Below are 23,462 nucleotides of genomic sequence, written 5' to 3' on the forward strand. Positions count from 1 at the left end.
ACAACGTGACTTCGCTACTGAGCGGGGTCACCGGTAGTTTTCAATCGCACTCGAGGGGGAGGGGCGTATGCTCACTCGGAAACCCAAAACAGGTACGGGTCAGGGGTTGGGGGTGACACCGTTGCCTGCGCAATCGCGAGGACGACGACGCTGGGTCGCCTTAGCGCTGGCAGCGTGCTCCGCTGTGGTTATGACAGGCTGCGGACCAGCTCAGGAGACCACCCCGACGCTGACGTGGTACATCAATCCAGACGATGGCGGTCAGGCCGAACTGGCTCAGCAATGCACCACCGAGGCTAACGGTAAGTACCGGATCCAGACCTCCCTGCTGCCCAATGAAGCGGCATCGCAGCGAGAGCAACTGGCTCGCCGCCTTGCGGCTGGCGATTCCTCGATGGACATCATGAGTCTTGACCCGCCGTTCATCCCGGAGCTCGCAGAACCAGGCTTCCTAGCGCCCATTCCAGAGGATGTCGCCGAGCGCACCACGCAAAACACGCTCGAGGGCGCTCTTGCAGGCGCCCAATGGAAGGGTGAGCTCGTCACCGTCCCGTTCTGGGCTAACACGCAGCTCTTGTGGTACCGCAAGTCCGTCGTTGAAAAGGCCGGGCTGGACGCGTCCAAGCCGATCACGTGGGATCAGCTCATCGAAGTAGCGCGGGACCAAAAGAAGTTCCTCGGCGTTCAAGGTAGCCGGGCGGAATCCATGACGGTGTGGATCAACGCGCTGGTGGAATCCTCCGGCGGCCACGTGGTGGAGAACCCCGAGGCACCTGCTGACGAAATCAGCATCGGCCTCGATTCGGAAGCCGGTCAGAAGGCCGCCGAAATCGTCGGCACTATCGGTCGAGAAGGCCTGGGCTCACCGGGTCTTCCCACGCAGGCAGAAAACGCCTCCATGCTACTGTTCCAGGGCGATGACGGCTCCTTCATGGTGAACTGGCCGTTCGTCTGGCCAGCCACCAACTCAGCGATCAAGGCCGGAACCCTTCCAGCCTCACTCGCTAGTGACATTGGTTGGACCATCTACCCTCGCACGGATGCTTCCAAGGAATCAGCGCCGCCACTGGGTGGCATCAACCTTGGCGTCGGTTCCTCCTCGAAGCACCCGGACCTCGCTTATGAAGCCATCGAGTGCATCGTCTCGCCAGAGCACCAAACGCAATATTTCGTCACGAACGGCAACCCGCCGTCTGACTCCACTGCGTATGACGCCGCTGAGGTGAAGGAAAAGTTCCCGATGGCCCCGGTCATTCGTGAATCGCTGGATCAGGCAGCTCCTCGCCCGCAGACTCCGTACTACAACGAGGTATCCACCTCCATTCAGCAGTTCTGGGCGCCGGCTTCGGACGTCACCGCGGACACCCCCAAGAACAACACTGAATTCATCCTGCAGGTTCTGCGAGGGGAGCGCTTGCTATGAGCAAAGTTGTTAGCGCCCGGCAACGGGCAGAGACAAGACTCGGCTGGCTCCTAGCTGGCCCGGCCTTCATCATCATGCTGTTGGTGACGCTGTACCCCATCTTGCAAGCCGTCTGGGATTCGCTCTTTAGTTTCCGTCTCACGGCACCGGATGATCGCGAGCTCGTGTGGCTCAAGAACTATGGCGTGATCTTCTCAGACGCGATCTTCTGGCGAGACCTCGGCGTCACGCTCCTGATCACCGTGGTGACGGTCGCTGTGGAACTCGTGTTGGGCTTCGCTCTTGCACTCGTAATGCACAAGGCCTTGAAATCGGTCCGTGGACTGGTTCGCACCGCGATCCTGATTCCTTACGGCATCATCACTGTTGTCAGCGCTTTCTCCTGGTACTACATGTTTGACATCAAATCCGGGTTCATCAACTCCTGGTTTGACTGGATCCCAGGAATCGGCGCGGACACCAACTGGTTCGCAAACGCTGGAACCAGCCTCTTCGTGATTATGGCTTCCGAAATTTGGAAGACCACACCGTTCATCTCGCTCTTGCTCCTCGCGGGTCTGGCCCAAGTGCCGGACGAGCTCACGGAAGCGGCAGAGGTTGACGGTGCCACATGGTGGGAACGTATGAAGCGCGTCATCTTGCCGAACATGAAGGCGGCCATCATGGTGGCGCTCCTGTTCCGAGCGCTCGATGCCTTCCGCATCTTTGACAACGTCTTCATCATGACCAACGGCGCGTACGGCACGGAAGTGCTGTCCTTGCTGGCCTACCGCACCTCGATTGGCCGACTCGAGATCGGCCTCGGATCGGCGGTCTCGGTGATTCTGTTCATTTGCGTCCTGCTCATCACTTTTGTTGCGGTGAAGCTGTTCAAGGTTGATCTCGCAGGTTCAAGGGGTGTCAAGTAATGGCAAAGAAAGAAACCACTAAAACCAAGGTGCTGTGGGCCATCGCCACCATCGTCGTGGTTGTCTACGCGCTCTTCCCGGTGGCCTCGATCCTCATGACGAGCTTCAAGACGCCCTCGGATCTCACCAACGGCAAGTTCTTGCCCACCACGTTCTCCACCGTGAACTATGAACAAATCCTGGTGGGCGACGCTCAAGGACTGTTCTTGTCTTCGCTGCGCAACTCGATTGGCATCGCACTGATCGCAACCGTGATCGCCGTCGTACTGGCAACGTTGTGTGCTTACGCGATTGCGCGGCTTGATTTCCCGGGCAAGAAGTTGATTCTTACGACGGCGCTGGCCGTCTCGATTTTCCCCGTGATTTCGATCGTTACTCCACTGTTCAACGTGTGGCGCACCATCGGCTTGTATGACACCTGGCTGGGCTTGATCATCCCGTATCTCTCGCTCACGCTCCCGATCTCCATTTGGACACTCGCCGCGTTCTTCCGGCAGATCCCGTGGGAACTTGAGCAGGCAGCCCAAGTGGACGGCGCCACGCACTGGCAGGCGTTCCGCAAAGCCATCGTCCCGCTCGCCGCCCCGGGCGTGTTCACCACCGCGATCATCGCGTTTTTCATTGCATGGAACGACTTCGTGTACGGCATTTCGCTCACCTCTACGGAGGCAGCGCGACCAGTGCCGGCCGCCCTCGCGTTCTTCACCGGTGCTTCGCAGTTTGAGTCACCCACCGGCGCCATCTCGGCGGCAGCCATCATCGTCACCATTCCCGTGGTGGTTTTGGTGCTGCTGTTCCAGCGGCAGATCGTCTCCGGACTTACCCAGGGAGCCGTCAAGGGCTAGCCGCGCGGGCGCCCTAACTGACGGACACGAGCAAAGGAATTTACAGACATGGCTTCAATTACTCTCAAAAATATTGTCAAGAATTACGACGACGGCTTCCCTGCGGTGAACGATGTCTCGATCGACGTTGAGGATGGCGAGTTCATCATCCTCGTGGGTCCGTCGGGCTGTGGAAAGTCCACGCTGTTGCGCATGGTGGTGGGCCTGGAAGACATTACAAGCGGTGAGTTGCAGATCAACGGCAAGCGCGTGAACGAGCTCGCCCCGCGTGATCGCAACCTCGCGATGGTGTTCCAGAACTACGCGCTGTACCCGCACCTCACGGTCTTTGAGAACATCGCCTTCCCGCTGCGCCTCAACAAGGCGAAGCTCAGCGAAGAGGAAATCAACCGTCTCGTGACGGACGCCGCCAAGCGCCTGGAGCTCACGGACCACTTGGACCGCAAGCCCGGAAACCTCTCCGGCGGTCAGCGTCAGCGTGTGGCCATGGGCCGCGCGATTGTGCGCCAAGCGGACGCGTTCCTCTTTGATGAGCCCCTCTCCAACCTGGACGCCAAGCTCCGCGGCCAGATGCGTTCGGAGATTAGCCAGATGCAACGCCGCTTGGGCATCACGAGCATGTACGTCACGCACGATCAAACCGAGGCGATGACCCTCGGTGACCGCGTGGCCGTCCTCAAGAAAGGCGTCCTGCAGCAGATCGCGTCTCCACGCGAGCTCTACGAACAGCCGGTCAACCTGTTCGTGGCGGGTTTCATTGGTTCGCCGTCCATGAACTTCCTCCCGGCAACGCTCGAAGGCGGCGTCCTGAAGACTCCGATCGGCAACATCCCAGTTCCCCCGGAGAAGGCGCAGGCCGCGGCCGGCAAGGAGTTGATCCTGGTGGGTGTCCGTCCAGAGTTCTTCGAAGATGCAGCACTCGTGGATGACCGTCACCGCAGCAACGGTTCTATCTTCAACGCCGAAATCAGCCACACCGAGTGGTTGGGTAACGAGCAGTACGGTTACATCGATTTTGAGCCCACCGCGGAGGTCGCCGAAGTGCTCAACGGCCTGGCACGGGACATGGACGCCGATGAGCTCCGCCCGCAGATTGTGGTGACCCTCGATGCCGCGAGCCGCATCCGTGGCGGCCAGAGCAGCGAACTGTGGCTTGATACCCGCAAGATTCACCTCTTCGATCCGCGCACGGGCGAAAACCTCACGCGTGATGCCGAGGCTGGCGCGCGGGCTACGGAAGAGGCCGCAGAGATCCGTAAGGAAGAGATCGCGCGGGCGCGTCAGAAAGATGAGGCCGCTAGCCACTAGTAGGGTTAATTCTGCAAGAATGAGCACTCGCGCTCGCGGACAGAGGAGACTACGTGGCGATCAATCCAGAGTTACAAGGGAAAACGTATCCCACCACGGAACCCTATTCGGTAGGGCGAGAGAAGATTCGCGAGTTCGCCCACGCAGTGAAGGCGCAGCATCCTGCGCACTTCAGCGTGGAGACGGCTCGCGAGCTCGGCTATAACGATCTCTTGGCTCCTCCCACCTTCGCCATCATTGTGGCGCAGCGTGCCGAGGCCCTCATGGTGGAGGATCCTGACTCCGGCATTGATTTCTCCCGTGTGGTGCACGCGGATGAGCGATTCACGCATCACCGGCCTATCGTGGCGGGTGATGAGCTTGTGGCCACGCTGACCGTGGACACCGTGCGCGCTATGGGCGGTGGTGCGCTGGTCTCTAGCCGCGCCGAGATTGAGACGGTTGCGGGGGAGAAGGTCGCTACCGCGGTCTCGAGCTTGTTGGTACGCGGGGAGGATCAGTAATGGCTGAAGGTATTGGAATGAAGATCGCGGACCTGAGCGTTGGTGACGTCATTGGTGAGCGTACGGTTCAGGTGAACCGCGCGGATTTGGTCAAGTACGCGGGCGCCAGCGGGGATTTCAACCCCATTCACTGGAACGAACGCTTCGCTACCGAAGTAGGGCTTCCCGGCGTGATTGCCCACGGCATGTGGACCATGGGTACTGCGGTGCAGCTGGTGAGCGATTGGTGCGGCGATCCTGGCGCTGCCATGGATTACCAGACCCGTTTCTCCAAGCCCGTGCCTATCGCCGATCCCGCCGGGTCCAACCCTGCAGAGGCTGACGGCACGTCCGTTGAGATTACGGGCAAGATTGGTGCTCTGGATCTCGAGGCGTACACGGCTCGCATTGATCTCACGGTCAGCGTTGATGGCCAAAAAGTCCTAGTAAAGGCGCAAGCACTCGTGAGGTTGACTGCGTGAAACTCAGTGAACTGACCACCACCGGCGTGGGCGGTCCGGCGGGCAACTACGTGCGTGCGGGCTCGAGCGACGCGATCGTTGCTGCGGTGCGCGCGGCCGATCAGGCGGGCGAGGATGTCCTCATTGTGGGCGGCGGGTCCAACTTGGTGGTGGATGACGCTGGCTACCCCGGCACCGTGATTCACGTTGCGTCGCGAGGTATTTCTTTTGAGAACGACGACGCAGCTCCCCAAAGCGCCCTCGTCAGGGTTCAAGCGGGTCACCCGTGGGACGACGTCGTAGCGAAGACCGTCGCTCGCCGCTTGTCCGGTCTCGAAGCGCTCTCCGGCATTCCAGGGGCCGCGGGAGCCACTCCTGTCCAGAACGTCGGCGCCTACGGTTCTGACGTCTCACAGACGCTTGAGAGCATTCTGACGTGGGATCGCGTGGAAGAGGACTACCGAGATTTCTCCGCCGCGGAGCTGGTGTTCGGCTACCGCGATTCGCTGCTCAAACATTCCACCACCAACGGGTCGCCGCGCTATGTGGTGTTGACGGTGGATTTCCGCTTGAAGACATCCGAGCTCTCCGCACCAGTTCAATATGCGGAGCTTGCTAAGGCTTTGGGCGTCGAAGTGGGGGAGCGAGCTCCCTCCGCTGACGTGCGCCGCGAGGTGTTGCGATTGCGTGCATCAAAGGGCATGGTCTTGGATCCCGAGGACCGGGACACCTATTCCACCGGTTCTTTCTTCACCAATCCCATCGTGTCCCAAGCGGTCATCGACCAGCTTCCCGAGGACGCACCGCGGTACCCCACGCTGAACCCGAACGAGTTCAAGACCTCCGCCGCCTGGCTCATCGACCGAGCCGGCTTCGGAAAGGGCTACGGCCTCGAAGGAACTGAAGGTTTCCCGATCACGCAAGGCCGCGCCTCACTGTCCACCAAGCACACGCTAGCTCTCACGAATAGGGGAGCTGCGTCGTCGTACGACATCGTGAATCTGGCCCAAGCCGTCCGCGCAGGTGTGGAAGCGAAATTCGGCATTGTTCTTCACAACGAACCACTGCTGATCAACACGTCGCTGGACTAGATTTCTCAGCCCCCCACATTGTTCCTCCTTTCTTCCTCAAAGCCCTAGACGCCGGGCGAGAGGGGGAGGAACATGGGGTGCATGACAGGCGAAAAATTTCATCCGAATATTGGCAGTCCCGTAGTGGAGCACACCACTAGTCTTGAGCAAGCTCTCGCCATGGCGGAAGCTAACGAGAAGCAAGCGAAACGTTTGCTCGATGACGCGAAGAAGAAGTTCGCGGCTGGCGACATCCCGCAGTCTCGTCTTGACGAGTTGCAACGGCTCTACGACACCGCAGTCGAGGACCACATTCGTACCAACCGCGAATCCTAGCGAACCTCAAATCACAGCTAAAAAGTCGGCTCCCGCACCTTCCTGAATGGAAAGCGCGGGAGCCGACTTTGTCTTGCTGAAGCTTAGTTCTTAGAGGCGACCAGTGGCGATCGCGAGCATGCGGCGCAAAGGCTCCGCAGCGCCCCACAGCAGCTGGTCACCTACGGTGAACGCGCTGATGTACTGAGGACCCATTTCGAGCTGGCGGATGCGGCCCACAGGAACGCGGAGCGTGCCGGAAGCAGCGACCGGGGTGAGATCCTGCATGGTGGCTTCCTTGGTGTTAGGAACTACCTGTGCCCACTCGTTGTCCTCGGCCAGCAACTTCTCAATCTCGGCCACTGACAGCTCTTCCCTAAGCTTGATGGTCAGCGCCTGAGAGTGCGAGCGCATGGCACCAATACGGACGCAGAGGCCGTCCATGATGATCTTGTTGTCATCGCCGGTCTGAAGGATCTTGTTGGTCTCAACGCCGGCCTTCCACTCTTCGCGTGACTGGCCGTTGCCAAGATCGGAGTCGATCCACGGGATCAAGGATCCGCCAAGGGGAACACCGAACTGGCTAGCGTCGAGTTCAGTGCGCTGCTTCTCAAGGACCTTACGGTCGATCTCGAGGATGGCAGAGGCCGGGTCTGCCAGCTCATCGCTGACTGCAGCATTGATGTCGCCGAACTGGTTGAGCAGTTCACGCATGTGCTTAGCTCCACCGCCGGAAGCGGCCTGATACGTCATGGACGTGCCCCACTCCACCAGATTGTTGCGGAACAAGCCGCCCAAGCCCATAAGCATGCAGGAGACGGTGCAGTTGCCGCCCACAAAGTCCTTCACGCCGGACTCGAGGCCGCGGTCAATGACATCGCGGTTGATGGGGTCCAGAACAATGATGGAGTCATCGTTCATGCGCAAAGAGGATGCGGCGTCGATCCAGAGACCGTCCCAGCCCTGCGAACGGAGCTTCGTGTGCACGTCTTTGGTGTAGTCGCCGCCCTGAGCCGTGACGATGATCGGCAGCTTCGCCAACTCGTCTACGTCATGGGCGTCCTTAAGAGCGGGCGCGCCCGAAGCGAACTCCGGTGCTGCGCCGCCTGGGTTGGACGTCGAGAAAAATACGGGATCGAGGTGCTCGAAGTCGCCCTCTTCTTGCAATCGCTGCATGAGGACGGAGCCCACCATGCCGCGGTAGCCCACAAAGCCTACGGATGAAGTCATCTGACCATTCTAAAGCGATCTCAGGCTCAGTACCTAGGAGTTGTGTCACGTGTACGTCACACCAAAAACCTAGGCGGCAGGGTCCTCTGTGGTGGATTGCTCCAGCTCAAGTGCCTTGCGGCGCTGGTTGATAGCCCAGAAGGCGGAGAACGCAAAGACCTGAGTGACCACCAGCAGGACAATGAGTCCAGCAATGCGTTGGCCGGTCAGGACCATCCACAATCCCAGCCCTGCGCAGATCAAAGCAAGGAGCGGGAACAGCATGTAGCCCAGAACAAACAGGATGTCCGGGCGTCGAGATAATTCGCGGAATGCTTCCTTCATAGGTGCCTAAGCTCCTTTTCGTTCCCACAGTTCAAAGCGATAGCGCAGTCCACTCATGGAGGTCTTCCAATCCTCCGCTGGATCCACCGTGACCTGCTCCCACTCATCGGTCAGCTCGGGCGCACGGGTGTCACCCTCGAGCTCCAGATCGATGCGGGTGATCACCAGAGTATCCGCGAGAGGAAGCAGAGCTTCGTAAAGCTTCCCACCACCAATCACCCAAATCTCCTCGGCGCCTGGCTGCTTGCGGGCAAGCTCCATGGCGTCGGCAGTCGCGGAAACCACCAAGCCGCCCTTGTCAGTGACTTCCTTGGCGATCTCCTCGTGGGATGTCAGCACAATTGAGGTGCGGTCCTTGAGCGGACGGAACCGTGGAGGTAAGGATTCCCACGTACGGCGGCCCATGATGATGGGGTGTCCGCTGGTGACTCGCTGGAAGTGCTGCAGATCTTCGGGCAGGTGCCAAGGCATGGAGCCGGCATCGCCAATCACTCCGTTGGTGGACTGTGCCCAGATCATCGCTATGCGGTTTTTGGCCGGCGTTTCGAGCCGGTGCAGTGGATCTCTAGACGGCAATCGGGGCCGCAATCGTCGCGTGGTGCTGATAGTTGTGAATCGTAAAATCCTCGAACTTGTAGCCGAAGATGTCCTCCGGCTGACGGTCAATGGTCAAAGTGGGGTACGGGAAGGGCTCCCGTGAGAGCTGCTCGGTGACCTGCTCCACGTGGTTGTCATAGATATGGCAATCACCGCCAGTCCAAATGAATTCGCCCGGCTCTAGGCCCACTTGTTGCGCCACCATGAGGGTGAGCAACGAGTAGGACGCAATGTTGAACGGGACGCCCAAGAACATATCGGCGCTGCGCTGATACAACTGGCAGGAGAGCTTGCCATCGGCGACGTAGAACTGGAAGAACGCGTGGCACGGGGGAAGTGCCATGTTGTGAAGTTCGGCGACGTTCCACGCGGACACAATGTGGCGGCGTGAATCTGGTTTGTCCTTCAAATCTTGAATGAGCCGAGCGATCTGGTCGATGTGCTCGCCATCCGGCGTCGGCCAAGAACGCCACTGCACTCCGTAAACCGGGCCCAGCTCACCGTTCTCATCAGCCCACTCGTCCCAAATGGTGACGCCATTTTCTTTCATGAAAGCGGTGTTCGATTCTCCGCGCAAGAACCACAAGAGTTCGATCGCGACGGACTTGAAGTGCACGCGCTTAGTGGTGATCAGCGGGAAGGACTGGCCAAGATCGAAGCGAATTTGGCGGCCAAAAACGCTTCGTGTTCCCGTGCCCGTTCGGTCGCTTTTCTGGGTGCCGTTTTCGAGGACGTCCCTCAAGAGATCTTCATACGGGGTTGGAATAGTCACCGGGTCAGTCTACCTATTTTCGTTCTGGTGCTCTGAGATTGCCCGTATTCACAGGGAGAGATCGGCGGGTCGGGCTTCAAACAGTGGGAAGGCTGACCCGCCGAAGGTGGTTTATTGCAGGCGGTTACTCTTCGCCGCGGCTGCCCTGTTCAGCCAGCGTTTCCCAGAAAGAAGTGTCCGCGGTGTCGATGGATCCGTCGGCGATTGCACGGGTGGTTTCCGTCAACGTGACCACGGTTTGCTTGATGAGGTAACCGTTACTCTTTTGTCCCAAAACGTACGAGTCGTAGAAGTGGTCGCTCATTCCGCGCATCTCAAAGAGAAGAGTGGAAATTCCATACTCGACGGCAATTCCGTTGCGGGAAATAGTTTCGGCGGTGCCACCTACGTATCGGCCAAGATGCCCCCATCCGGTGGGGTCAATGGCATGGAATACGACGGCGCCTAGTCGCTTCGATCCTTCGAGGACAGTTGCGTCCACATTGGGTGTGGTGGGGTAAAGGATGGATCCGGAGACGAGTTCACCGTCGCGCGCGGCGGTGGCCCCTTGATGATGCAGATCGATCATGTAGTCGATCTTGTACTTGCGCATGACGTTGGTGTGGAGGGCCTGAGTTTCAGGCTGGATTTTGACAACGTGATCTCGGTTCAGATCCACTTCGTTGGCGTTGTAGCGCGTGAGATGACGGCCGGTCGCAATGTAGTCGTCAAGCGAGAAATTAACATCTCCCATGGCGCCATCCGGGTTGAGCATGGGAACGATCAACACGTTGACACCCTCAAGAACGGCGCTGTTCTTGCCTGTGCCAAGATGCTTGATGAATTCGAGTGCACCTTCGGTGGTCAGCTGTTCGTTTCCATGCTGTTGGGTCAGGAAAAGAATCGTTGGGTTGGCGGGATTGGTGAGGTACTTCGCCAGGTAGAGATCGCGACCTTTGACGGACTGACCGATGACTTCCAGCTCGAGGCTCTGTTGCCGTGTCGCCTGCTTTTTGAGCTCTGCCACTAGCTCGTCATAGGTGTGAAGGATTGAGGAATTGATGGTCTCGTTTCCTCCATAGCCAGGGCCTTCTCCCACGCCGAAGGCAGCGGGCGCCGTGGCGAGACCGCCGGCTGCAAAAACGGTCGTGAAGCCAAGAATTCCTAGGGAACGTCGAGAAATTGTCTTTCCATCTGGATGTTTACGCATTGCTCATCTTTCCATTGGAGTTTTCTACACTCGGTAAAAATGGGGATTCATATACCGAGGTTTCCAGCCAACGTGAGATGAGGGTCATAGTCAAGGCTTTAGTGAAAAATCATTGAGATTTCTCAATGGGAAGCTGACGGGATGGTTTATCTTAGACCTTCGGCTATTGAGGCCTGGGCCCTCTGGGTGTAAAAGCACCTGTGGGTGTAAAAGCAAAGGTCGCCTGCTTTGCTTTCCAAAAGGAAACGAAGCAAACGACCCTGCGGGACTACGCGGCTGAAGAAGCCAACGGTGATTCGATCGGAACTTAGGTGCGTAGCACCATGTCCTTGTACTCGGGGTAGCGCCCCAAATAATCCAGAACGTAAGAGCACTGCGGGATGATCTTCTTCCCTTCAGTACGGAGCTGTTCAAGAACCATAGTCACCAAAGCGCGAGCGTAGCCTTTGCGGCCAAACTTCTCGTCAATGATGGTGTGCTGGACTTCCACCACGCCATCTTCCTCGTGGTATCCCAAGAAACCGATGAACTGATCACCCTGCCAGAGGTCGAATCGTCCGCGGTCCTCGTTATGCTCAAGTCGCAAGTTTTCATGCGCGATCTTCTGAACCGGTGTGTTTGGCTGGCCAGCTGAGGGTGAAGCGGTCATCGCGATCTCCTAAGGGTGATAGTCATCAAACGATGTGTTCAGTCATCGTACGGCTCGTAGTGGGAGAGGGAAAGCAACTTGTTGGGGCGGCTGGGTGAACGCAGCGCAATCAAAAGCGCGCCTGGTCGAAGATAAGGATCATCGCTTGGCAAGTGACGGCTCAAACCTCCAGCAAGATTGCTGTCCAGGACCTCAAAAGCGAGCGGAAGGACCGGACGATGTGTGCAAACCACCAAGGACTCTGGCCGGTCAATCAACTTCTGGAAGGCTTTGCGCGCCGAACGCGGATTGCGTTTGGCAGCTTTCTCCGTGAGGGCGCCGACCTCTTTGTAGTCAACCTTGATATCCCGCGCGTACGGAGTAATAGTTTGAACGCATCGGGTCCATGGACTCGTGTAGATACGTTCTGGTTGCCACGTGCGAAGAATTTTCTGAACCGAGAGGGCCTGACGTTTGCCAGTAGCAGCAAGTGGCCTAAGACCCTCATCTCTCGTCCAACTCGAGCGAGGCTTCGCCTTGGCGTGACGCAACAGAATGAAGGGAATGACATTGAGATGGCCCTTCGCGTACGCCTCAATCAACGCGTCAAGCGGTTCGATGTCAGAAACGTTTGTCAGCAGCTGACGAGCGATTTGAGGGGACACCCACTGGTATCCGTCCACTTCTTTGCCGTCCGGTTGAGCCGTGCCATTTGTCTTGGCCGCCCAGTAGTACACCACTTTGGTTTCTTGACGAACCGGGTAGCTGATGGCCGGCAATGGTAGGCCCAAGCGGATTCTCATCCCGATTTCTTCGTGGACCTCACGCACCGCGCATTCGGGCAGAGTCTCGCCATCATCGAGTTTGCCCTTAGGCCATGACCAATCGTCGTAGCGCGGGCGGTGAATCAAAAGAACCTCGAGTGCGCCGGCACGCTCACGCCAAATGAGCGCACCGGCAGCAAAGATGGTTGCATCCTTCGAGATCTCTGGGGCGTCAGAAGATCGTCGGATCAGACCGTTCAACGTCGTCCGGCTCCAGTCTGACGTGCCCGTGATTCAAGGAGGTACGTCTGAATGTCCAGAAGCGGCTTGCCGTTAGCGTCCTGATGATGACGCGTCCAGTTGCCCTCTGAATCGAGGTGCCAGCTAGCAGTGCCGGCATCCAAGTAGCGGTTGAGCAAAGCAAGCAGCTCGGTGACGTCTGACTTGTTAGACAGTCGCACCAAAGCCTCCACTCGTCGGTCGAGGTTGCGGTGCATCATGTCAGCCGAGCCGATGTACACGAGCGGATCGTCTCCGTTGCGGAAGGCGAAGACGCGCGAGTGCTCCAGGAAACGTCCCAAGAAGGAGCGCACACGAATGTTCTCGCTCAATCCAGGAACTCCCGGACGGATGGCGCAAATACCGCGCACAATGACGTCAACTTTCACGCCCGCCTGCGATGCGCGGTACAGCGCATCGATGATGGCTTCGTCCACAATCGAGTTGACCTTGATGATGACGCGAGCTTCACGTCCGGCCTTCTTGTGGGCGATTTCCTTCTCGATGCAATCGATCAAGCCTGAACGTACCGAACGCGGAGCTACCAAGAGTCGCTTGAAGGTGGTCTTGGGGGCATAGCCGGAGAGCTGGTTGAACAGACGGGATACGTCCTCGCCCACTTGCTCATCCGTGGTCAACAAGCCCAGGTCCTCGTAGTAACGAGCCGTGCGTGGGTGGTAGTTGCCGGTACCGATGTGGCAATAGCGGCGCAGTCCCTTGGACTCGCGGCGCACCACGAGCGAGAGCTTTGAGTGCGTCTTCAATCCCACAATGCCGTACACCACGTGCACGCCAGCCTGCTCGAGCTTGCGAGCCCAATCGATGTTCGCTTGTTCGTCAAAGCGCGCCTTGATTTCCACCAGCGCAAGAACCTGCTTGCCGGACTCGGCGGCATCGATGAGCGCATCCACAATCGGGGAATCACCCGAGGTGCGGTACAACGTCTGCTTGATAGCCACTACCTGCGGATCCGCGGCGGCCTGCTCCAAGAACGCCTGGACGGACGTGGAGAAAGAATCGTACGGATGGTGCAGCAGGATGTCACGACGACGCATGGCCGCGAAAACGTCCGCAGCTTTCGACGTCTCGGACTCGTTGAGCGCGCGCGAGGTGTGTGCCACGTGCTTGGGGTAGTGCAGGTCGGGTCGGTCAATGCCGGCGATGACACTCAGACCGCGCAGATCAAGCGGAGCAGGAAGCGAGAAGACCTCGTCCTCTTCCACATTGAGTTCGCGCACCAAGAGAGCCTTGACGGCCGGGTTCATGTCATCGACCACTTCGAGACGCACTGGAGGGCCGAAACGACGGCGCAAGAGTTCTTTCTCGAGCGCTTGAAGAAGGTTCTCGGCGTCGTCTTCTTCTACCTCGAGGTCTTCGTTGCGGGTGACGCGGAAGGCGTAGTTTTCAACAACTTCCATGCCGGGGAAGAGGTTATCCAAGTGGACGGCGATGACGTCCTCGAGAGAAATGAATTCAACATCACGCGACGGCACGTTGCGCGAACCTGGGTGATCCACCGCAATGAGGCGAGGCAACACGTCCGGCACCTTGATGCGGGCAAACAGTTCCTTACCGGAGACCGGGTTACGAACAATCACGGCAAGGTTGAGGGAAAGACCGGAAATGTACGGGAACGGGTGAGCCGGGTCAACAGCGAGGGGGGTCAGGATCGGGAAGACTTGATCGACGAACCATTCGCGCAGTCCAGCCTTTTGCTCTGGGTTGAGAGCGTCCCACTTCTTGATGCGAATGCCTTGCCCTTCGAGGGCAGGCTTGACCTGCTGGCCGAACACCTGAGCGTGGCGCTTCTGCAGTTCGTGAGCCTGGCTCAGCAACAACTCCAGCTGATCTACCGGGTTGATGCCCGCGGCAGAGGGCACAGCCATGCCCGCGGCAATGCGTCGCTTCAATCCGGCCACGCGGACCATGAAGAACTCGTCAAGGTTTGAGCCAAAGATGGAAAGGAAGTTCACGCGCTCCAAAAGGAACAAGTCAGGATCTTCCGCCAGTTCCAGCACGCGAGCGTTGAACTGGAGCCAAGACAACTCACGGTCCAAGAAACGTTCACCGGAGAAGCCGCCCGCGGGCTGAGCCGGCGGAACAAATTCAGGGAGCTCTATGCGGTCGATGGTTGCGCGAGCTGCCGGTACCTCACTGGTACCGAAGCTTCTGGACTGTGGTTGATTCACCAATAAACTCCCAACTCAATGGCTTGCCTTGCCATAAACTCTACCGGTCGTGGTCCTTCAAAAACCGGTTAAGACTGCGGAATTCGTGGTCCGTACATCACGTCGACGTCCCACTTGGTGAAACCAAGCTTTCGGTAGAGCTCAATCGCCGGAGTGTTGTCCGCATCCACGTACAGCATGACCGCGTGCAAACCCTGATCGCGCAAATGATTGATGCCGGCAATCGTGAGGGCTTTGCCGAGGCCAGTGCCTTGAGCTTCGGGGACAACGCCAACGACGTAAACCTCGCCCACGGCTTCGTGGTCACCGGTACGCGGTGAATGAACAGCCGGGTGAACCTTGGTCCAGTGGTAGCCCAGCAAAGTGCCGTCTTCACTCACAGCCATCAAGAATCCTGCTGGATCGAACCAATCTTCTTCCATCCGGGCGTCAAGATCGGCGCGAGTGAGAGAACCTTGCTCGGGGTGGTGCGCAAAAGCAGCCGCGTTGGCTGCGAGCCACGGCTCTTCGTCAACGCCGGGCTCGAACCCGCGGATGGTGACTCCTGCAGGCAGGCCTGCCTCGGGCAAAGGCGCGCTGTTGACCAGACGCAATCGGAACAGCTCTCGCTGAATTGAAAAGTCGTGCTTTTCTGCGAGTCGGGCGGCGCCCTCGTGGTTGCCATGAGACCAGGCGCGCACTGAATCGGCGGGGATCGCGCTCGCGAGCTGTGCGGCAAGAGCGGTCGCGATACCGGAATTGCGGTACTCAGGATGCACTACTAATTCGAGCGTTCCCACAGCAGCTTCTGGGAGGTGAGCTGCGTCGTCGTCCTCCGCCGTTTCTGAATCGGCGCTATCTGAAGCGGGGAAGGTAGCCACCGCAACGCCCACGAGCTCGTTGGACTCGCGGTCGGCGCCTTCGCGAAGGTAAGCGCTGACCACGGTGAGACGGTCAGGATCGGACTGTGTGCGCAGGTCAACGAGGGTTTGCTCGGAGAGTGGCGGGTGGCCGTCGGACTCCTCGGCGGCCAGTGCTAACGCCTTAATGTCTTTGAAGAGTGATTCGTCCGGTCGCCCCGAAGAGAGGTGAAGCGAGTAGTCAACGTTGGGTTCTGCGCTCATGAATCCAATCTAGATCAAATTCGCAGAACAGGAAGAGGCGTCTTAGTTATCTTCGGGGGAGCGGTTTGCGTTGAAGCGGTAGCCCACGTTGCGAACGGTCGCGATGAGCTGTTCGTGATCCGCACCCAACTTTGCGCGCAAGCGTCGCACGTGAACGTCCACAGTGCGGGTGCCACCGAAGTAGTCGTAGCCCCAAACCTCGTGCAGGAGCTGCTCACGGGTGAAGACTCGCCCGGGGAACTGCGCCAAATATTTCAGCAGTTCAAATTCTTTGTAAGTGAGGTTGAGCGGTTGCCCGTGAAGGCGTGCGGTATAGCTGGATTCATCAATGACGACGCCGGCAGCCCGGATTTCGTTGGCTTCGTCCGGTTGAGCGGACTTCAGTTTGCCAACGGCCAATCGCAATCGAGCTTCGAGCTCGGCAGGGCCACACGAATCCAACAGAAAATCATCCGTGGTCCACGCGGTAGATATCGCAGCGGTGCCGCCCTCGGTCAACAATGCCAAGAGTGGAACCTCAATTCCGGTCTGACGCAAGAGCTGGCACAACGAACGCGCGCCGGTGAAATCCTTACGCGCATCAACAATCACCACGTCGGCGTTGCTGGCCTCCAGCATGGACGCGGCGGCGGCCGGATGAATGCTCACGGGATGGGACAGCACATCGAGCGCCGGCAAGATCACTCCCGGTTGCTCCGTGCTCGCGGTGAGCAGCGCGATATTGGTCATGAATGGCTCCTTTCGCGCACCCTACGCGGATGATTCGCGCACCCTGATGCTCAGATGTTCCATCTTAGTGTGGCAAATGCGGCAGACTGTTGGGGTGAAGAGCGTAACCGTAGCGTCGACCGCCGTTATGAGCCTGGCTGCCATTGTGCTGTTCAGTTACGTAGGGCTTGAAAGAACGGGTCCCTTACTAGTGGCGGCTATTTGTGCCGTGATTGTGGGCGTTTTTTCCTTTACGTGGACCAAAATCTCAGACCTCCCGGCAAGCCTGAGTATGGGCTTCGTCACACTTGTTGCAGGGCTTGGCGCAATTGTTGCGGCACTCAACGCTCCACCGCAGCAATCTTTGACGTATTTTGCGGTGTTTGTAGTGGCTGGACTGGCGCTCACGTTCTTGGTTCAGCTGTTCCGGGGAACGGGTGCAGCGCAGCGCTTGTACTCGGTGACCGCCGGTGCGGCGGCGTCCTTCATCGCCGCTTCCACCTCCGGGTGGGTTGCCGTAGAACGTTTGGGGACCAACGACTTCAACTCGCCGCTGACGTTCCTCGTGGGAATCGGCGTGGTCGCCGCCGTACTGGTGTGTTGCATTCGCTGGCCGGACCGCATCATTGCGCCGTTGGCAATCGTGACCGCTGCTCTTATTTCGGGGCTTGCGGCTATTGCCTTTGTTTCGGTGCCGCCGTGGCACGCCATGGTGTTCTCCGCCGTAGCGGCCGCTATTACGGCAAGTTGCCGAGCCGTGTTCATTACGGAAGGTGGGGCGGAGACCCGCTCTGCCGCGATAGCTTTTGGGTTGACGCCCATCATGATGTCCGGCGCGCTTGTATATTTCGCCGAACGATTAGTCATCGGATAGCACAGGATAGGTAGGATATTGGTTATGGAAAATTACTTGGGTCTTGAGATCTTCTTCTTGGTTTTGTTGGGCCTTGCCTCCCTCGGCATGGCTGGTTTCGCTGGACTTGTGGTTTCTCGCTTGTTCAAGGGCCAGAAGTAAGTAGTTCGTCAGTATGGCTATTGAAATCCCTACGGATCTCACTCCTGAACTAGTACCGCTGTCATGGTTGCTGGGTACTTGGGAAGGCATGGGTCGTCTCGGGGAAGGCGAAGCCGACGACGAATACTTCGTTCAGCGCGTGGAGTTCCGCCAGTCGGGGCTTCCGTACCTTGAATACCGCGCCGAAAGCTGGCTAGCAGACGAGCGCGGCACGAAGTTGCGTCCACTTGGCGTTGAGCTCGGCTTTTGGCAGCTAGAGCGTCCTCTTGAGGAAGCTGATGGCGGCCCCGGCATGATTCCTGGTGACATTTACCCGGTGCTTCGTTCGGCGGACGACGTCGAAGGGTTGCGTAACGCTGATGGCGGCTTTGACATTCAAGTCAGCATCACGCACCCACGTGGGCTGACCGAGATGTACTACGGCCAGATCAAGGGCCCTCAGATTCACCTTGCAACAGACTTGGTGATGCGCGGAACGCACTCGAAAGAGTACTCATCTGCAACCCGCATCTACGGTCTGGTCAACGGGGACCTCTTCTGGCGTTGGGATGCGAGCATCGGCGGTCAGGAATTGGCTGCCCACGCCTCGGCAGCGCTGAAGAAGATTGCCACGCCAACGGTTGAAAGCACCGGGGACACCTTGGATGATTCCATTGCCCCGGAAGCGGACAAGCAAGACACCAACGAGAATGACGCAGGAAAGCCGGACCAGCAGTGACTTATTCTTCACAACTCCTGCAACGACCAGGCGCCGTCGCCGGCACCGGACTCGATGCGGGGGTTGCGCTGCATTACGGGGCACCACTTCCCGAGCAGCGCTCGCTGGACCGCGGCCTAGCCGTCACCGACTTGTCCCATCTGGGCGTCGTACGTGTGAGCGGTCAAGATCGCGGACGCTTGCTGCACTCTTTGGCTTCGCAAGCACTCAATAGCTTGCGAGAAGGGGACTCCACCCGCGCTTTGTTCTTGACGATTCAGGGACGCATCGATTTTGATGCCAAGGTCCTTGAAACGGAGGACGCGACGTTCCTCATTACTGAGCGCGAGAGCGCCCAAGGTCTCGCTGACTTCCTCTCCTCGATGCGGTTCATGATGCGCGTCGAGGTCACAAATGAGACGGACGAATGGGCCGTCCTGGGTGCACGAAAGCCGCTGGTGGAGAACGCACTCACTTGGACGGACCCTTGGCCGCACGTCGGCGCCGGCGGATTCGCCTACTCAGGAGCAGAACACCCCGCAGAGGACACCACCTGGGTTGAGCAGCTCATTCCGCTCGCGGAGTTTGACGCCACCGTAGATGAACTCGTGTCCCGCGGTATCAAGCTTTCGGGCAGCATGGCCTCCGAAGCCTTGCGCATCGCCGATTGGAAGCCGCGCTTCGGTGCCGAGACGGATGAGAAGACCATCCCTCACGAACTGGACTTGCTGCGCACCTCCGTGCACCTAGCAAAGGGTTGCTACAAGGGCCAAGAAACCATCGCTCGTGTCCATAACTTGGGTCACCCGCCACGTCGCCTGGTGTTCTTGCACCTCGACGGCAGCGAACACACGCTCCCAGCACCGGGAAGCGATGTGCAGTTGGGCGGCAGGAGCGTTGGAAAGGTCACCACGAGTGCCCTGCACTACGAGGCTGGACCCATTGCTCTGGCCGTCATTAAACGCGCTGTAGATCCAGAATCAACCCTCGACGTTCTGGACGGTTCCGGTGCAACTAGCCCGGCAACTCAGGAAGTCATCGTCGCAACGGATGCCGGTCAGGTAGTAGGCCGGGCCAAAGGCTTCATCAAGCCTCCGTCGCGAACCTAAGCCTGCGTCGTCGTAGGTTCACCCAAAAAGACGGACGTCACGGAACCCGCAAGCTCAAAGCCAAGGGACTCAGCCAACAACATCGCGGCAGAATTTCCCATGCCCACGCGCAGCTGCGGAACCAAGCCGTCAGAGAGCGCTTCTTCCGCGGCGACGCCGGTAATGAACGAGCCAAAGCCTTTGAGCCGAACCTCCGGCCGTGTCAGCACGGCGATATCCGCCACGAGACCTTCCCACAGGTCGTACGCGCCCGTAGACCAGACCGTGGATTCGTCCTCAGAAATGGTCGTAAACTGCACGTCGCGAGTACTCGGCTGCACGGAGACGTAATCGTCAACCGGTGACGCCTTCTCCACGCGCTCGGCGTCACTGACGTGGAGGGACACTATAACCTCGTTCGGTTCGGGACCCCGCGGTGGACCGTAATGCGGCACCTCATCCAGGAAGTAAATTGCTTCCTCCGTGAGGATGCGCGCGTTGTGGAAGCCGTGGTGCCGGGCCATGTCCACCAGAAGCCGAGGCTCGGAAACCTCGGAGGCGGGAGCGTTCTCACACGCATCAATGAACCACTGCGGTGCAATGAGCGCGGACGATTGCATCAACTGCAAGAACGTGGCGCGCGTGGCGCCAGGACGTGACGGCTTGGAGATGAACTCCGTAGCCTCACCCATAGCTCCAGCGTGCAACGACTGGTCAGGTAAACCCAGCACGCGAGACCATGCCAGGGCCGCGACTGCGCGGCTACTTGCTGAAAGTCTCATACCTTGATTCTGGCACGATCTTGCAGCGTGGAATACCTAGCCAAAGAGAATAGCCGCTTCGTCGTACCGGGATTGCGGCACCTTTTTCAAGCTTTGCAAAGCCGCAGAGAAGGGCACGCGGTGCAACTCGGTGCCACGGAGCGCCACCATTTGGCCCCACGCGTGATCATGCGCCGCCTCAGCAGCGGCCATGCCCAGACGAGTAGCCAAGACGCGGTCGTAAGCGCTGGGAACGCCGCCGCGCTGGATGTACCCCAGCGTGGTGCACCGGGTCTCGAGCCCCGTGCGTTCTTGCACCAGACGAGCCACGACTTCGCCCACACCGCCCAAGCGAGGACGGCCGGCCTCATCGAGGCCAAGGTGTGAATAGGCCTCGTCCGAACCGTCGAGCAAGAAGCCCTCAGCCACTACCACGAGCGGCGCGCGTCCACGATCGAAAGCCTCGTCCACCCATTGAACAATGTCATCTGCGGTGACAGAAACTTCGGGGATGAGGATGGCGTGAGCTCCAGCGGCCATACCGGCGTGCAAAGCGATCCAGCCCACGTGGCGACCCATCACTTCGGCCACCATGACGCGGTGGTGCGATTCGCCGGTGGTGCGCAAGCGGTCGATGGCTTCAGTGCCGATCTGTACCGCGGTGTCAAAGCCGAAGGTGTAGTCCGTGCCGTTGAGATCGTTGTCGATAGTTTTGGGGACGCCCACGATGGGAAGTCCGGCGTCAGCCAGGCGCTTCGCTCCAGCGAGGGTGCCTTCGCCGCCAATGACCATGAGCGCGTCGACGCTGTTCTCTTTGAGCACCTTGCTGATGTGCTCAGGACCGCCCAACGGACCGTCAAATGGGTTGACGCGCGAGGTGCCAAGGATGGTGCCGCCCTGCTTGGAAATACCGCGCACTGATTGCCGTGGAAGGTCGATGATTTCGCCTTCAGTGACGCCCTTCCAGCCGTCCTTGAAGCCAACAAATTCATCCCCGTGACGCTTGATTCCGCCAAGGACTGCGCCTCGAATCACTGCGTTAAGTCCGGGGCAGTCGCCGCCGCTCGTCATGATGCCAATTCTCATGAAGAATTTCGCTTTCTGCTCGCGCTGTCACACTTGTCGCTGAGCACAGCACTGGGCTCACCCTTTGAGTGTATCGGGTGAGCCCAGAGATGTTGATTCGTGAAGTTAGCGTTTCTGGCCGGACGTGAATGCGCGCTCAATTGGGATGCTTCCGTCTTGCCACGGCAGCACTAGCCAGGCCACAAGATAGGTCACCCAGCCCACTACGGGGAGCAGAAAAGCGACGAGCATGAGCGCTCGCACCAAGAGCGTATTGAGACCAAACTTTGCGGCGATTCCGCCACACACGCCGCCGAGCCAACGCTCGGGTCCGCGACGAAACGGGATGGATCGCAAGGTTTCGAACATGGGATTCATGAGTTTGCCTTTCTGCTTGAATTTCGATGAGTCAGGATGCCGCCGATGATCAACAGGAAGCCTGCGCCGGCGAGGATGGATGCTCCCACGATGGCTGGGTCATACGTCCACTGCAGGAGGTTTGCACCGAGAACCAGGATTGCGACGACGACTGCCACAAGTCCCAGCACGAGCGTTGCGGTGGGGAAGGGCGGACGTTGCGGGACGGGCGTTGACGCGTAGTGAGACTCGTCGTGTGTTTCTGTTTCTGAGACCGGCGTTGACTCGAAGATGTTCTGGGAGTCTTCGCTCGGCGACGGATGATTGGTACTCATGTCTAATTCTCCTCCGTCGTGACCTCGAGGCTGCTGAAGGCGCCCTCGACGTTCACGGTCAGGGTGGGGCCAGTGACCTCGCCGTTGATGATGTAGGGGCTGTTTACCGCAAGACCTGTCGAGCGACTGCTTTCCCCGTCGGCGTCGGTGATGGATAGCGAATAGAACGCGGCTTCGGCGTCGATCACTACGCGGCGATCGTTGGGAACTTTGAGGTTCAGCGTGCTGAAAGCGCTCGTGACACTCACCGTGGTGTCCTCAGAGATCTCGTTGGACACATCGCGCAGGTCAACCGTGCGGGTTCCAAAGATGGTGGGCTGGTCAACACCGGCACCCGTGCCCACATAGGCGGGGTACGTGGTCAGCTCGGTGTGATCACGTGCAGCAGAGATCATGGTGAAAATCAGGACCACAATCGTGAAGGGCACCAAAGCGCCTCCGCGTCGGCGAGTGCTCGCCGCGAAAACGAGGCCCAGACCTAGCACTAAGAGTGCTGCAGCCGCGATGGTGCCAGCCGTGATTTCGAATCCCGGGATCCAGTTTTCGATGTTGGCGAAGACCAAGAAGCCCACCGTGAGGAGCGCCAAGCCCAAGAAGATCATCGCGATGTTGCCCGGGAGCTTGGGACGTGCGGCGCGTTCGCGGGCCACGCGTTCACGCTCCATGGCGCGCTCGTACCGTTCTTGCGCACGCGGGTCCGTATACGCTCCCGGTTGCTGCGCGGTTCCGGACTGCGGAGCCGATCCCGAGTGGAGAGGCGCGGTCGAGCTGGGGTAGTCGTACTGGTAGGAGTATGAATACGACGGCGACGCGGTGCTTGCGTGAGTTGCCTTCTCTGAAGACGCCGCTCCAGGCGTGCCAGTTGTTGTAGCTGTCCAGGAGGAGCCGTTCGGCCGGCGTCCGCGCGTAGTTGTGATCAGGTAGATGATGAAGCCGATCACCGCAAGGGTGAGAAGGACCCGGATGACGTCTCCGGCATCCCCGTCATTGCCCCAACGCCGCCCAAAGTAGCCGGGGCTACTGAACAGTCCGATGGCCGCAAAGACGGTGGCGCCCGTCATGCCGGCGCTCCAGCGGCCTCGACCCGCTTCTTGAGCGTGAATCCTGCCGTCAGGTTCTGGCAACAGCGCCCACAACACGCCATAGACCAAGGGGCCAACGAGCGAAAGCAAGCCCAGCACCACAAAGATGCCGCGCGCCAGCGTTGGATCAATACCAATTCGATTCGCGATGCCACCCACCACACCACCGATCCACCGATCTTGAGACCGTGGCATGTGCAAAGAGCGCAACCAGCCAAAGAACCCAGGCTCGCGGCTTGGCGCTCGGGGCGGTTCGCGGGGCGGCTCGGGACGAGAGTCATCCGAAGGGTCCGACGGCGCGTGGCCCGGTTCCTCGGCAGGTGTTGGAGAGAGTGAATCGTTCATGACTCCATCCTTCCCAAGTACAGGGGATCCCCGCTATGAGGTAACACCCTGATTGAACCCTGAACGGGCCCCCTTCCGCCCCCGAATCCTGCACCTAAAACACCCTGAGCGTGTTTTGATGG

General features: G+C 59.1%; 25 protein-coding genes and 1 pseudogene. 11 read left to right on the top strand and 15 right to left on the bottom strand.

The genetic code is table 11. The features are described from left to right. The first annotated feature begins 190 nt into the window (after window positions 1-190). From HD598_RS10785 to HD598_RS10820, 8 genes are all read left to right on the top strand, one after another. Entirely contained in the window at window positions 191-1,423 is a 1,233-nt protein-coding gene (locus tag HD598_RS10785) for an extracellular solute-binding protein (protein WP_260170731.1), read from the top strand. Further along, window positions 1,420-2,331, top strand: coding sequence for a carbohydrate ABC transporter permease (locus tag HD598_RS10790; protein WP_183665841.1), 912 nt, complete (start codon window positions 1,420-1,422; stop codon window positions 2,329-2,331). Before HD598_RS10785 ends, HD598_RS10790 begins: the two co-directional genes overlap by 4 nt. Then, on the top strand, window positions 2,331-3,176 hold the full coding sequence (locus tag HD598_RS10795; protein WP_071894925.1) for a carbohydrate ABC transporter permease: 846 nt from the start codon (window positions 2,331-2,333) through the stop codon (window positions 3,174-3,176). The genes HD598_RS10790 and HD598_RS10795 overlap by 1 nt, the downstream gene beginning before the upstream one ends. Before the next feature lie 48 nt (window positions 3,177-3,224). Further along, the gene (locus HD598_RS10800; protein ID WP_183665843.1) at window positions 3,225-4,484 is read left to right on the top strand and encodes an ABC transporter ATP-binding protein; all 1,260 of its coding nucleotides are present in this window, start codon (window positions 3,225-3,227) and stop codon (window positions 4,482-4,484) included. A gap of 53 nt (window positions 4,485-4,537) precedes the next feature. Next, on the top strand, window positions 4,538-4,987 hold the full coding sequence (locus tag HD598_RS10805; protein ID WP_183665845.1) for an FAS1-like dehydratase domain-containing protein: 450 nt from the start codon (window positions 4,538-4,540) through the stop codon (window positions 4,985-4,987). Further along, window positions 4,987-5,448 carry a MaoC family dehydratase gene (locus HD598_RS10810; RefSeq protein WP_183665847.1) on the top strand — a complete coding sequence of 154 codons (462 nt, stop codon included), beginning with the start codon at window positions 4,987-4,989 and terminating at the stop codon, window positions 5,446-5,448. Before HD598_RS10805 ends, HD598_RS10810 begins: the two co-directional genes overlap by 1 nt. After that, on the top strand, window positions 5,445-6,518 hold the full coding sequence (locus HD598_RS10815; protein ID WP_183665849.1) for a UDP-N-acetylmuramate dehydrogenase: 1,074 nt from the start codon (window positions 5,445-5,447) through the stop codon (window positions 6,516-6,518). The genes HD598_RS10810 and HD598_RS10815 overlap by 4 nt, the downstream gene beginning before the upstream one ends. Window positions 6,519-6,599: 81 nt before the next feature. Then, window positions 6,600-6,833: a hypothetical protein gene (locus HD598_RS10820; RefSeq protein WP_183665851.1), complete on the top strand. Its 234-nt coding sequence runs from the start codon at window positions 6,600-6,602 to the stop codon at window positions 6,831-6,833. 90 nt (window positions 6,834-6,923) lie between these two features. Here the strand turns inward: HD598_RS10820 and asd are convergent, their stop codons facing one another. From asd to HD598_RS10870, 10 genes are all read right to left on the bottom strand, one after another. Next, window positions 6,924-8,042 carry an aspartate-semialdehyde dehydrogenase gene (gene asd, locus HD598_RS10825; protein ID WP_183665853.1) on the bottom strand — a complete coding sequence of 373 codons (1,119 nt, stop codon included), beginning with the start codon at window positions 8,040-8,042 and terminating at the stop codon, window positions 6,924-6,926. Window positions 8,043-8,111: 69 nt separating this feature from the next. After that, window positions 8,112-8,366: an NF038396 family protein gene (locus HD598_RS10830; protein WP_183665855.1), complete on the bottom strand. Its 255-nt coding sequence runs from the start codon at window positions 8,364-8,366 to the stop codon at window positions 8,112-8,114. A gap of 6 nt (window positions 8,367-8,372) precedes the next feature. Further along, entirely contained in the window at window positions 8,373-8,885 is a 513-nt protein-coding gene (locus tag HD598_RS10835) for a dihydrofolate reductase (protein ID WP_183665857.1), read from the bottom strand. Between the two features lie 46 nt (window positions 8,886-8,931). Next, window positions 8,932-9,735, bottom strand: a complete 804-nt coding sequence (locus tag HD598_RS10840) for a thymidylate synthase (RefSeq protein ID WP_071894934.1) — start codon at window positions 9,733-9,735, stop codon at window positions 8,932-8,934. Window positions 9,736-9,859: 124 nt separating this feature from the next. Beyond that, window positions 9,860-10,924, bottom strand: a complete 1,065-nt coding sequence (locus HD598_RS10845; RefSeq protein ID WP_183665859.1) for a M14 family zinc carboxypeptidase — start codon at window positions 10,922-10,924, stop codon at window positions 9,860-9,862. 307 nt (window positions 10,925-11,231) lie between these two features. Beyond that, window positions 11,232-11,573 (bottom strand): GNAT family N-acetyltransferase, encoded by a 342-nt coding sequence (locus tag HD598_RS10850; protein WP_071894936.1) that lies wholly within the window; start codon window positions 11,571-11,573, stop codon window positions 11,232-11,234. Between the two features lie 38 nt (window positions 11,574-11,611). Beyond that, a complete protein-coding gene (locus HD598_RS10855; protein WP_071894937.1) occupies window positions 11,612-12,577 on the bottom strand; it encodes an NUDIX hydrolase in 966 nt (321 codons plus the stop codon). Further along, entirely contained in the window at window positions 12,574-14,784 is a 2,211-nt protein-coding gene (locus tag HD598_RS10860) for an RNA degradosome polyphosphate kinase (RefSeq protein ID WP_409366186.1), read from the bottom strand. Before HD598_RS10860 ends, HD598_RS10855 begins: the two co-directional genes overlap by 4 nt. 68 nt (window positions 14,785-14,852) lie before the next feature. Continuing rightward, a complete protein-coding gene (mshD, locus tag HD598_RS10865; protein ID WP_183665863.1) occupies window positions 14,853-15,887 on the bottom strand; it encodes a mycothiol synthase in 1,035 nt (344 codons plus the stop codon). A 42-nt stretch (window positions 15,888-15,929) separates the two neighbouring features. Next, on the bottom strand, window positions 15,930-16,616 hold the full coding sequence (locus tag HD598_RS10870) for a winged helix-turn-helix transcriptional regulator (RefSeq protein WP_183665865.1): 687 nt from the start codon (window positions 16,614-16,616) through the stop codon (window positions 15,930-15,932). Window positions 16,617-16,710: 94 nt separating this feature from the next. Here HD598_RS10870 and HD598_RS10875 point away from each other — a divergent pair, with 94 nt between their 5' ends. The 3 genes and pseudogenes from HD598_RS10875 (at window position 16,711) to ygfZ (ending at window position 19,416) form a co-directional block, all read left to right on the top strand. Next, on the top strand, window positions 16,711-17,469 hold the full coding sequence (locus HD598_RS10875; protein WP_183665867.1) for a hypothetical protein: 759 nt from the start codon (window positions 16,711-16,713) through the stop codon (window positions 17,467-17,469). A gap of 154 nt (window positions 17,470-17,623) precedes the next feature. Further along, window positions 17,624-18,220: pseudogene (locus tag HD598_RS10880) on the top strand (FABP family protein); the annotation flags it as partial. A gap of 104 nt (window positions 18,221-18,324) precedes the next feature. After that, on the top strand, window positions 18,325-19,416 hold the full coding sequence (gene ygfZ / locus HD598_RS10885) for a CAF17-like 4Fe-4S cluster assembly/insertion protein YgfZ (protein WP_183665871.1): 1,092 nt from the start codon (window positions 18,325-18,327) through the stop codon (window positions 19,414-19,416). On the opposite strand, the gene HD598_RS10890 is transcribed toward ygfZ, so the two are convergent. The 5 genes from HD598_RS10890 to HD598_RS10910 all read right to left on the bottom strand — a co-directional run bounded on the left by HD598_RS10890 (window position 19,413) and on the right by HD598_RS10910 (window position 23,340). Further along, the gene (locus tag HD598_RS10890) at window positions 19,413-20,177 is read right to left on the bottom strand and encodes a GNAT family protein (RefSeq protein WP_183665873.1); all 765 of its coding nucleotides are present in this window, start codon (window positions 20,175-20,177) and stop codon (window positions 19,413-19,415) included. The two genes, ygfZ and HD598_RS10890, sit on opposite strands and share 4 nt — an antisense overlap. Window positions 20,178-20,213: 36 nt before the next feature. Continuing rightward, entirely contained in the window at window positions 20,214-21,242 is a 1,029-nt protein-coding gene (locus HD598_RS10895) for an ATP-dependent 6-phosphofructokinase (RefSeq protein ID WP_183665875.1), read from the bottom strand. Window positions 21,243-21,347: 105 nt separating this feature from the next. Beyond that, window positions 21,348-21,599: a PspC domain-containing protein gene (locus HD598_RS10900; protein ID WP_183665877.1), complete on the bottom strand. Its 252-nt coding sequence runs from the start codon at window positions 21,597-21,599 to the stop codon at window positions 21,348-21,350. Next, a complete protein-coding gene (locus tag HD598_RS10905) occupies window positions 21,596-21,913 on the bottom strand; it encodes a hypothetical protein (protein WP_183665879.1) in 318 nt (105 codons plus the stop codon). The genes HD598_RS10900 and HD598_RS10905 overlap by 4 nt, the downstream gene beginning before the upstream one ends. Window positions 21,914-21,915: 2 nt before the next feature. Next, a complete protein-coding gene (locus HD598_RS10910; protein ID WP_183665881.1) occupies window positions 21,916-23,340 on the bottom strand; it encodes a PspC domain-containing protein in 1,425 nt (474 codons plus the stop codon). Between the last annotated feature and the right edge of the window lie 122 nt (window positions 23,341-23,462).

The sequence above is a fragment of the Neomicrococcus aestuarii genome, assembly GCF_014201135.1.
Lineage (GTDB): Bacteria > Actinomycetota > Actinomycetes > Actinomycetales > Micrococcaceae > Neomicrococcus > Neomicrococcus aestuarii.

Bases quoted from the DNA above. Each gene is read 5' to 3' on its own strand.
- asd (WP_183665853.1), bottom strand. From the start codon at position 8,042: ATGACTTCATCCGTAGGCTTTGTGGGCTACCGCGGCATGGTGGGCTCC.
- HD598_RS10790 (WP_183665841.1), top strand. From the start codon at position 1,420: ATGAGCAAAGTTGTTAGCGCCCGGCAACGGGCAGAGACAAGACTCGGC.
- HD598_RS10835 (WP_183665857.1), bottom strand. From the start codon at position 8,885: ATGATCTGGGCACAGTCCACCAACGGAGTGATTGGCGATGCCGGCTCC.
- HD598_RS10795 (WP_071894925.1), top strand. From the start codon at position 2,331: ATGGCAAAGAAAGAAACCACTAAAACCAAGGTGCTGTGGGCCATCGCC.
- HD598_RS10830 (WP_183665855.1), bottom strand. From the start codon at position 8,366: ATGAAGGAAGCATTCCGCGAATTATCTCGACGCCCGGACATCCTGTTT.
- HD598_RS10850 (WP_071894936.1), bottom strand. From the start codon at position 11,573: ATGACCGCTTCACCCTCAGCTGGCCAGCCAAACACACCGGTTCAGAAG.
- HD598_RS10785 (WP_260170731.1), top strand. From the start codon at position 191: ATGACAGGCTGCGGACCAGCTCAGGAGACCACCCCGACGCTGACGTGG.
- HD598_RS10895 (WP_183665875.1), bottom strand. From the start codon at position 21,242: ATGAGAATTGGCATCATGACGAGCGGCGGCGACTGCCCCGGACTTAAC.
- mshD (WP_183665863.1), bottom strand. From the start codon at position 15,887: ATGAGCGCAGAACCCAACGTTGACTACTCGCTTCACCTCTCTTCGGGG.
- HD598_RS10810 (WP_183665847.1), top strand. From the start codon at position 4,987: ATGGCTGAAGGTATTGGAATGAAGATCGCGGACCTGAGCGTTGGTGAC.
- HD598_RS10900 (WP_183665877.1), bottom strand. From the start codon at position 21,599: ATGAATCCCATGTTCGAAACCTTGCGATCCATCCCGTTTCGTCGCGGA.
- HD598_RS10905 (WP_183665879.1), bottom strand. From the start codon at position 21,913: ATGAGTACCAATCATCCGTCGCCGAGCGAAGACTCCCAGAACATCTTC.
- HD598_RS10890 (WP_183665873.1), bottom strand. From the start codon at position 20,177: ATGAGACTTTCAGCAAGTAGCCGCGCAGTCGCGGCCCTGGCATGGTCT.
- HD598_RS10910 (WP_183665881.1), bottom strand. From the start codon at position 23,340: ATGAACGATTCACTCTCTCCAACACCTGCCGAGGAACCGGGCCACGCG.
- HD598_RS10870 (WP_183665865.1), bottom strand. From the start codon at position 16,616: ATGACCAATATCGCGCTGCTCACCGCGAGCACGGAGCAACCGGGAGTG.
- HD598_RS10845 (WP_183665859.1), bottom strand. From the start codon at position 10,924: ATGCGTAAACATCCAGATGGAAAGACAATTTCTCGACGTTCCCTAGGA.
- HD598_RS10820 (WP_183665851.1), top strand. From the start codon at position 6,600: ATGACAGGCGAAAAATTTCATCCGAATATTGGCAGTCCCGTAGTGGAG.
- HD598_RS10800 (WP_183665843.1), top strand. From the start codon at position 3,225: ATGGCTTCAATTACTCTCAAAAATATTGTCAAGAATTACGACGACGGC.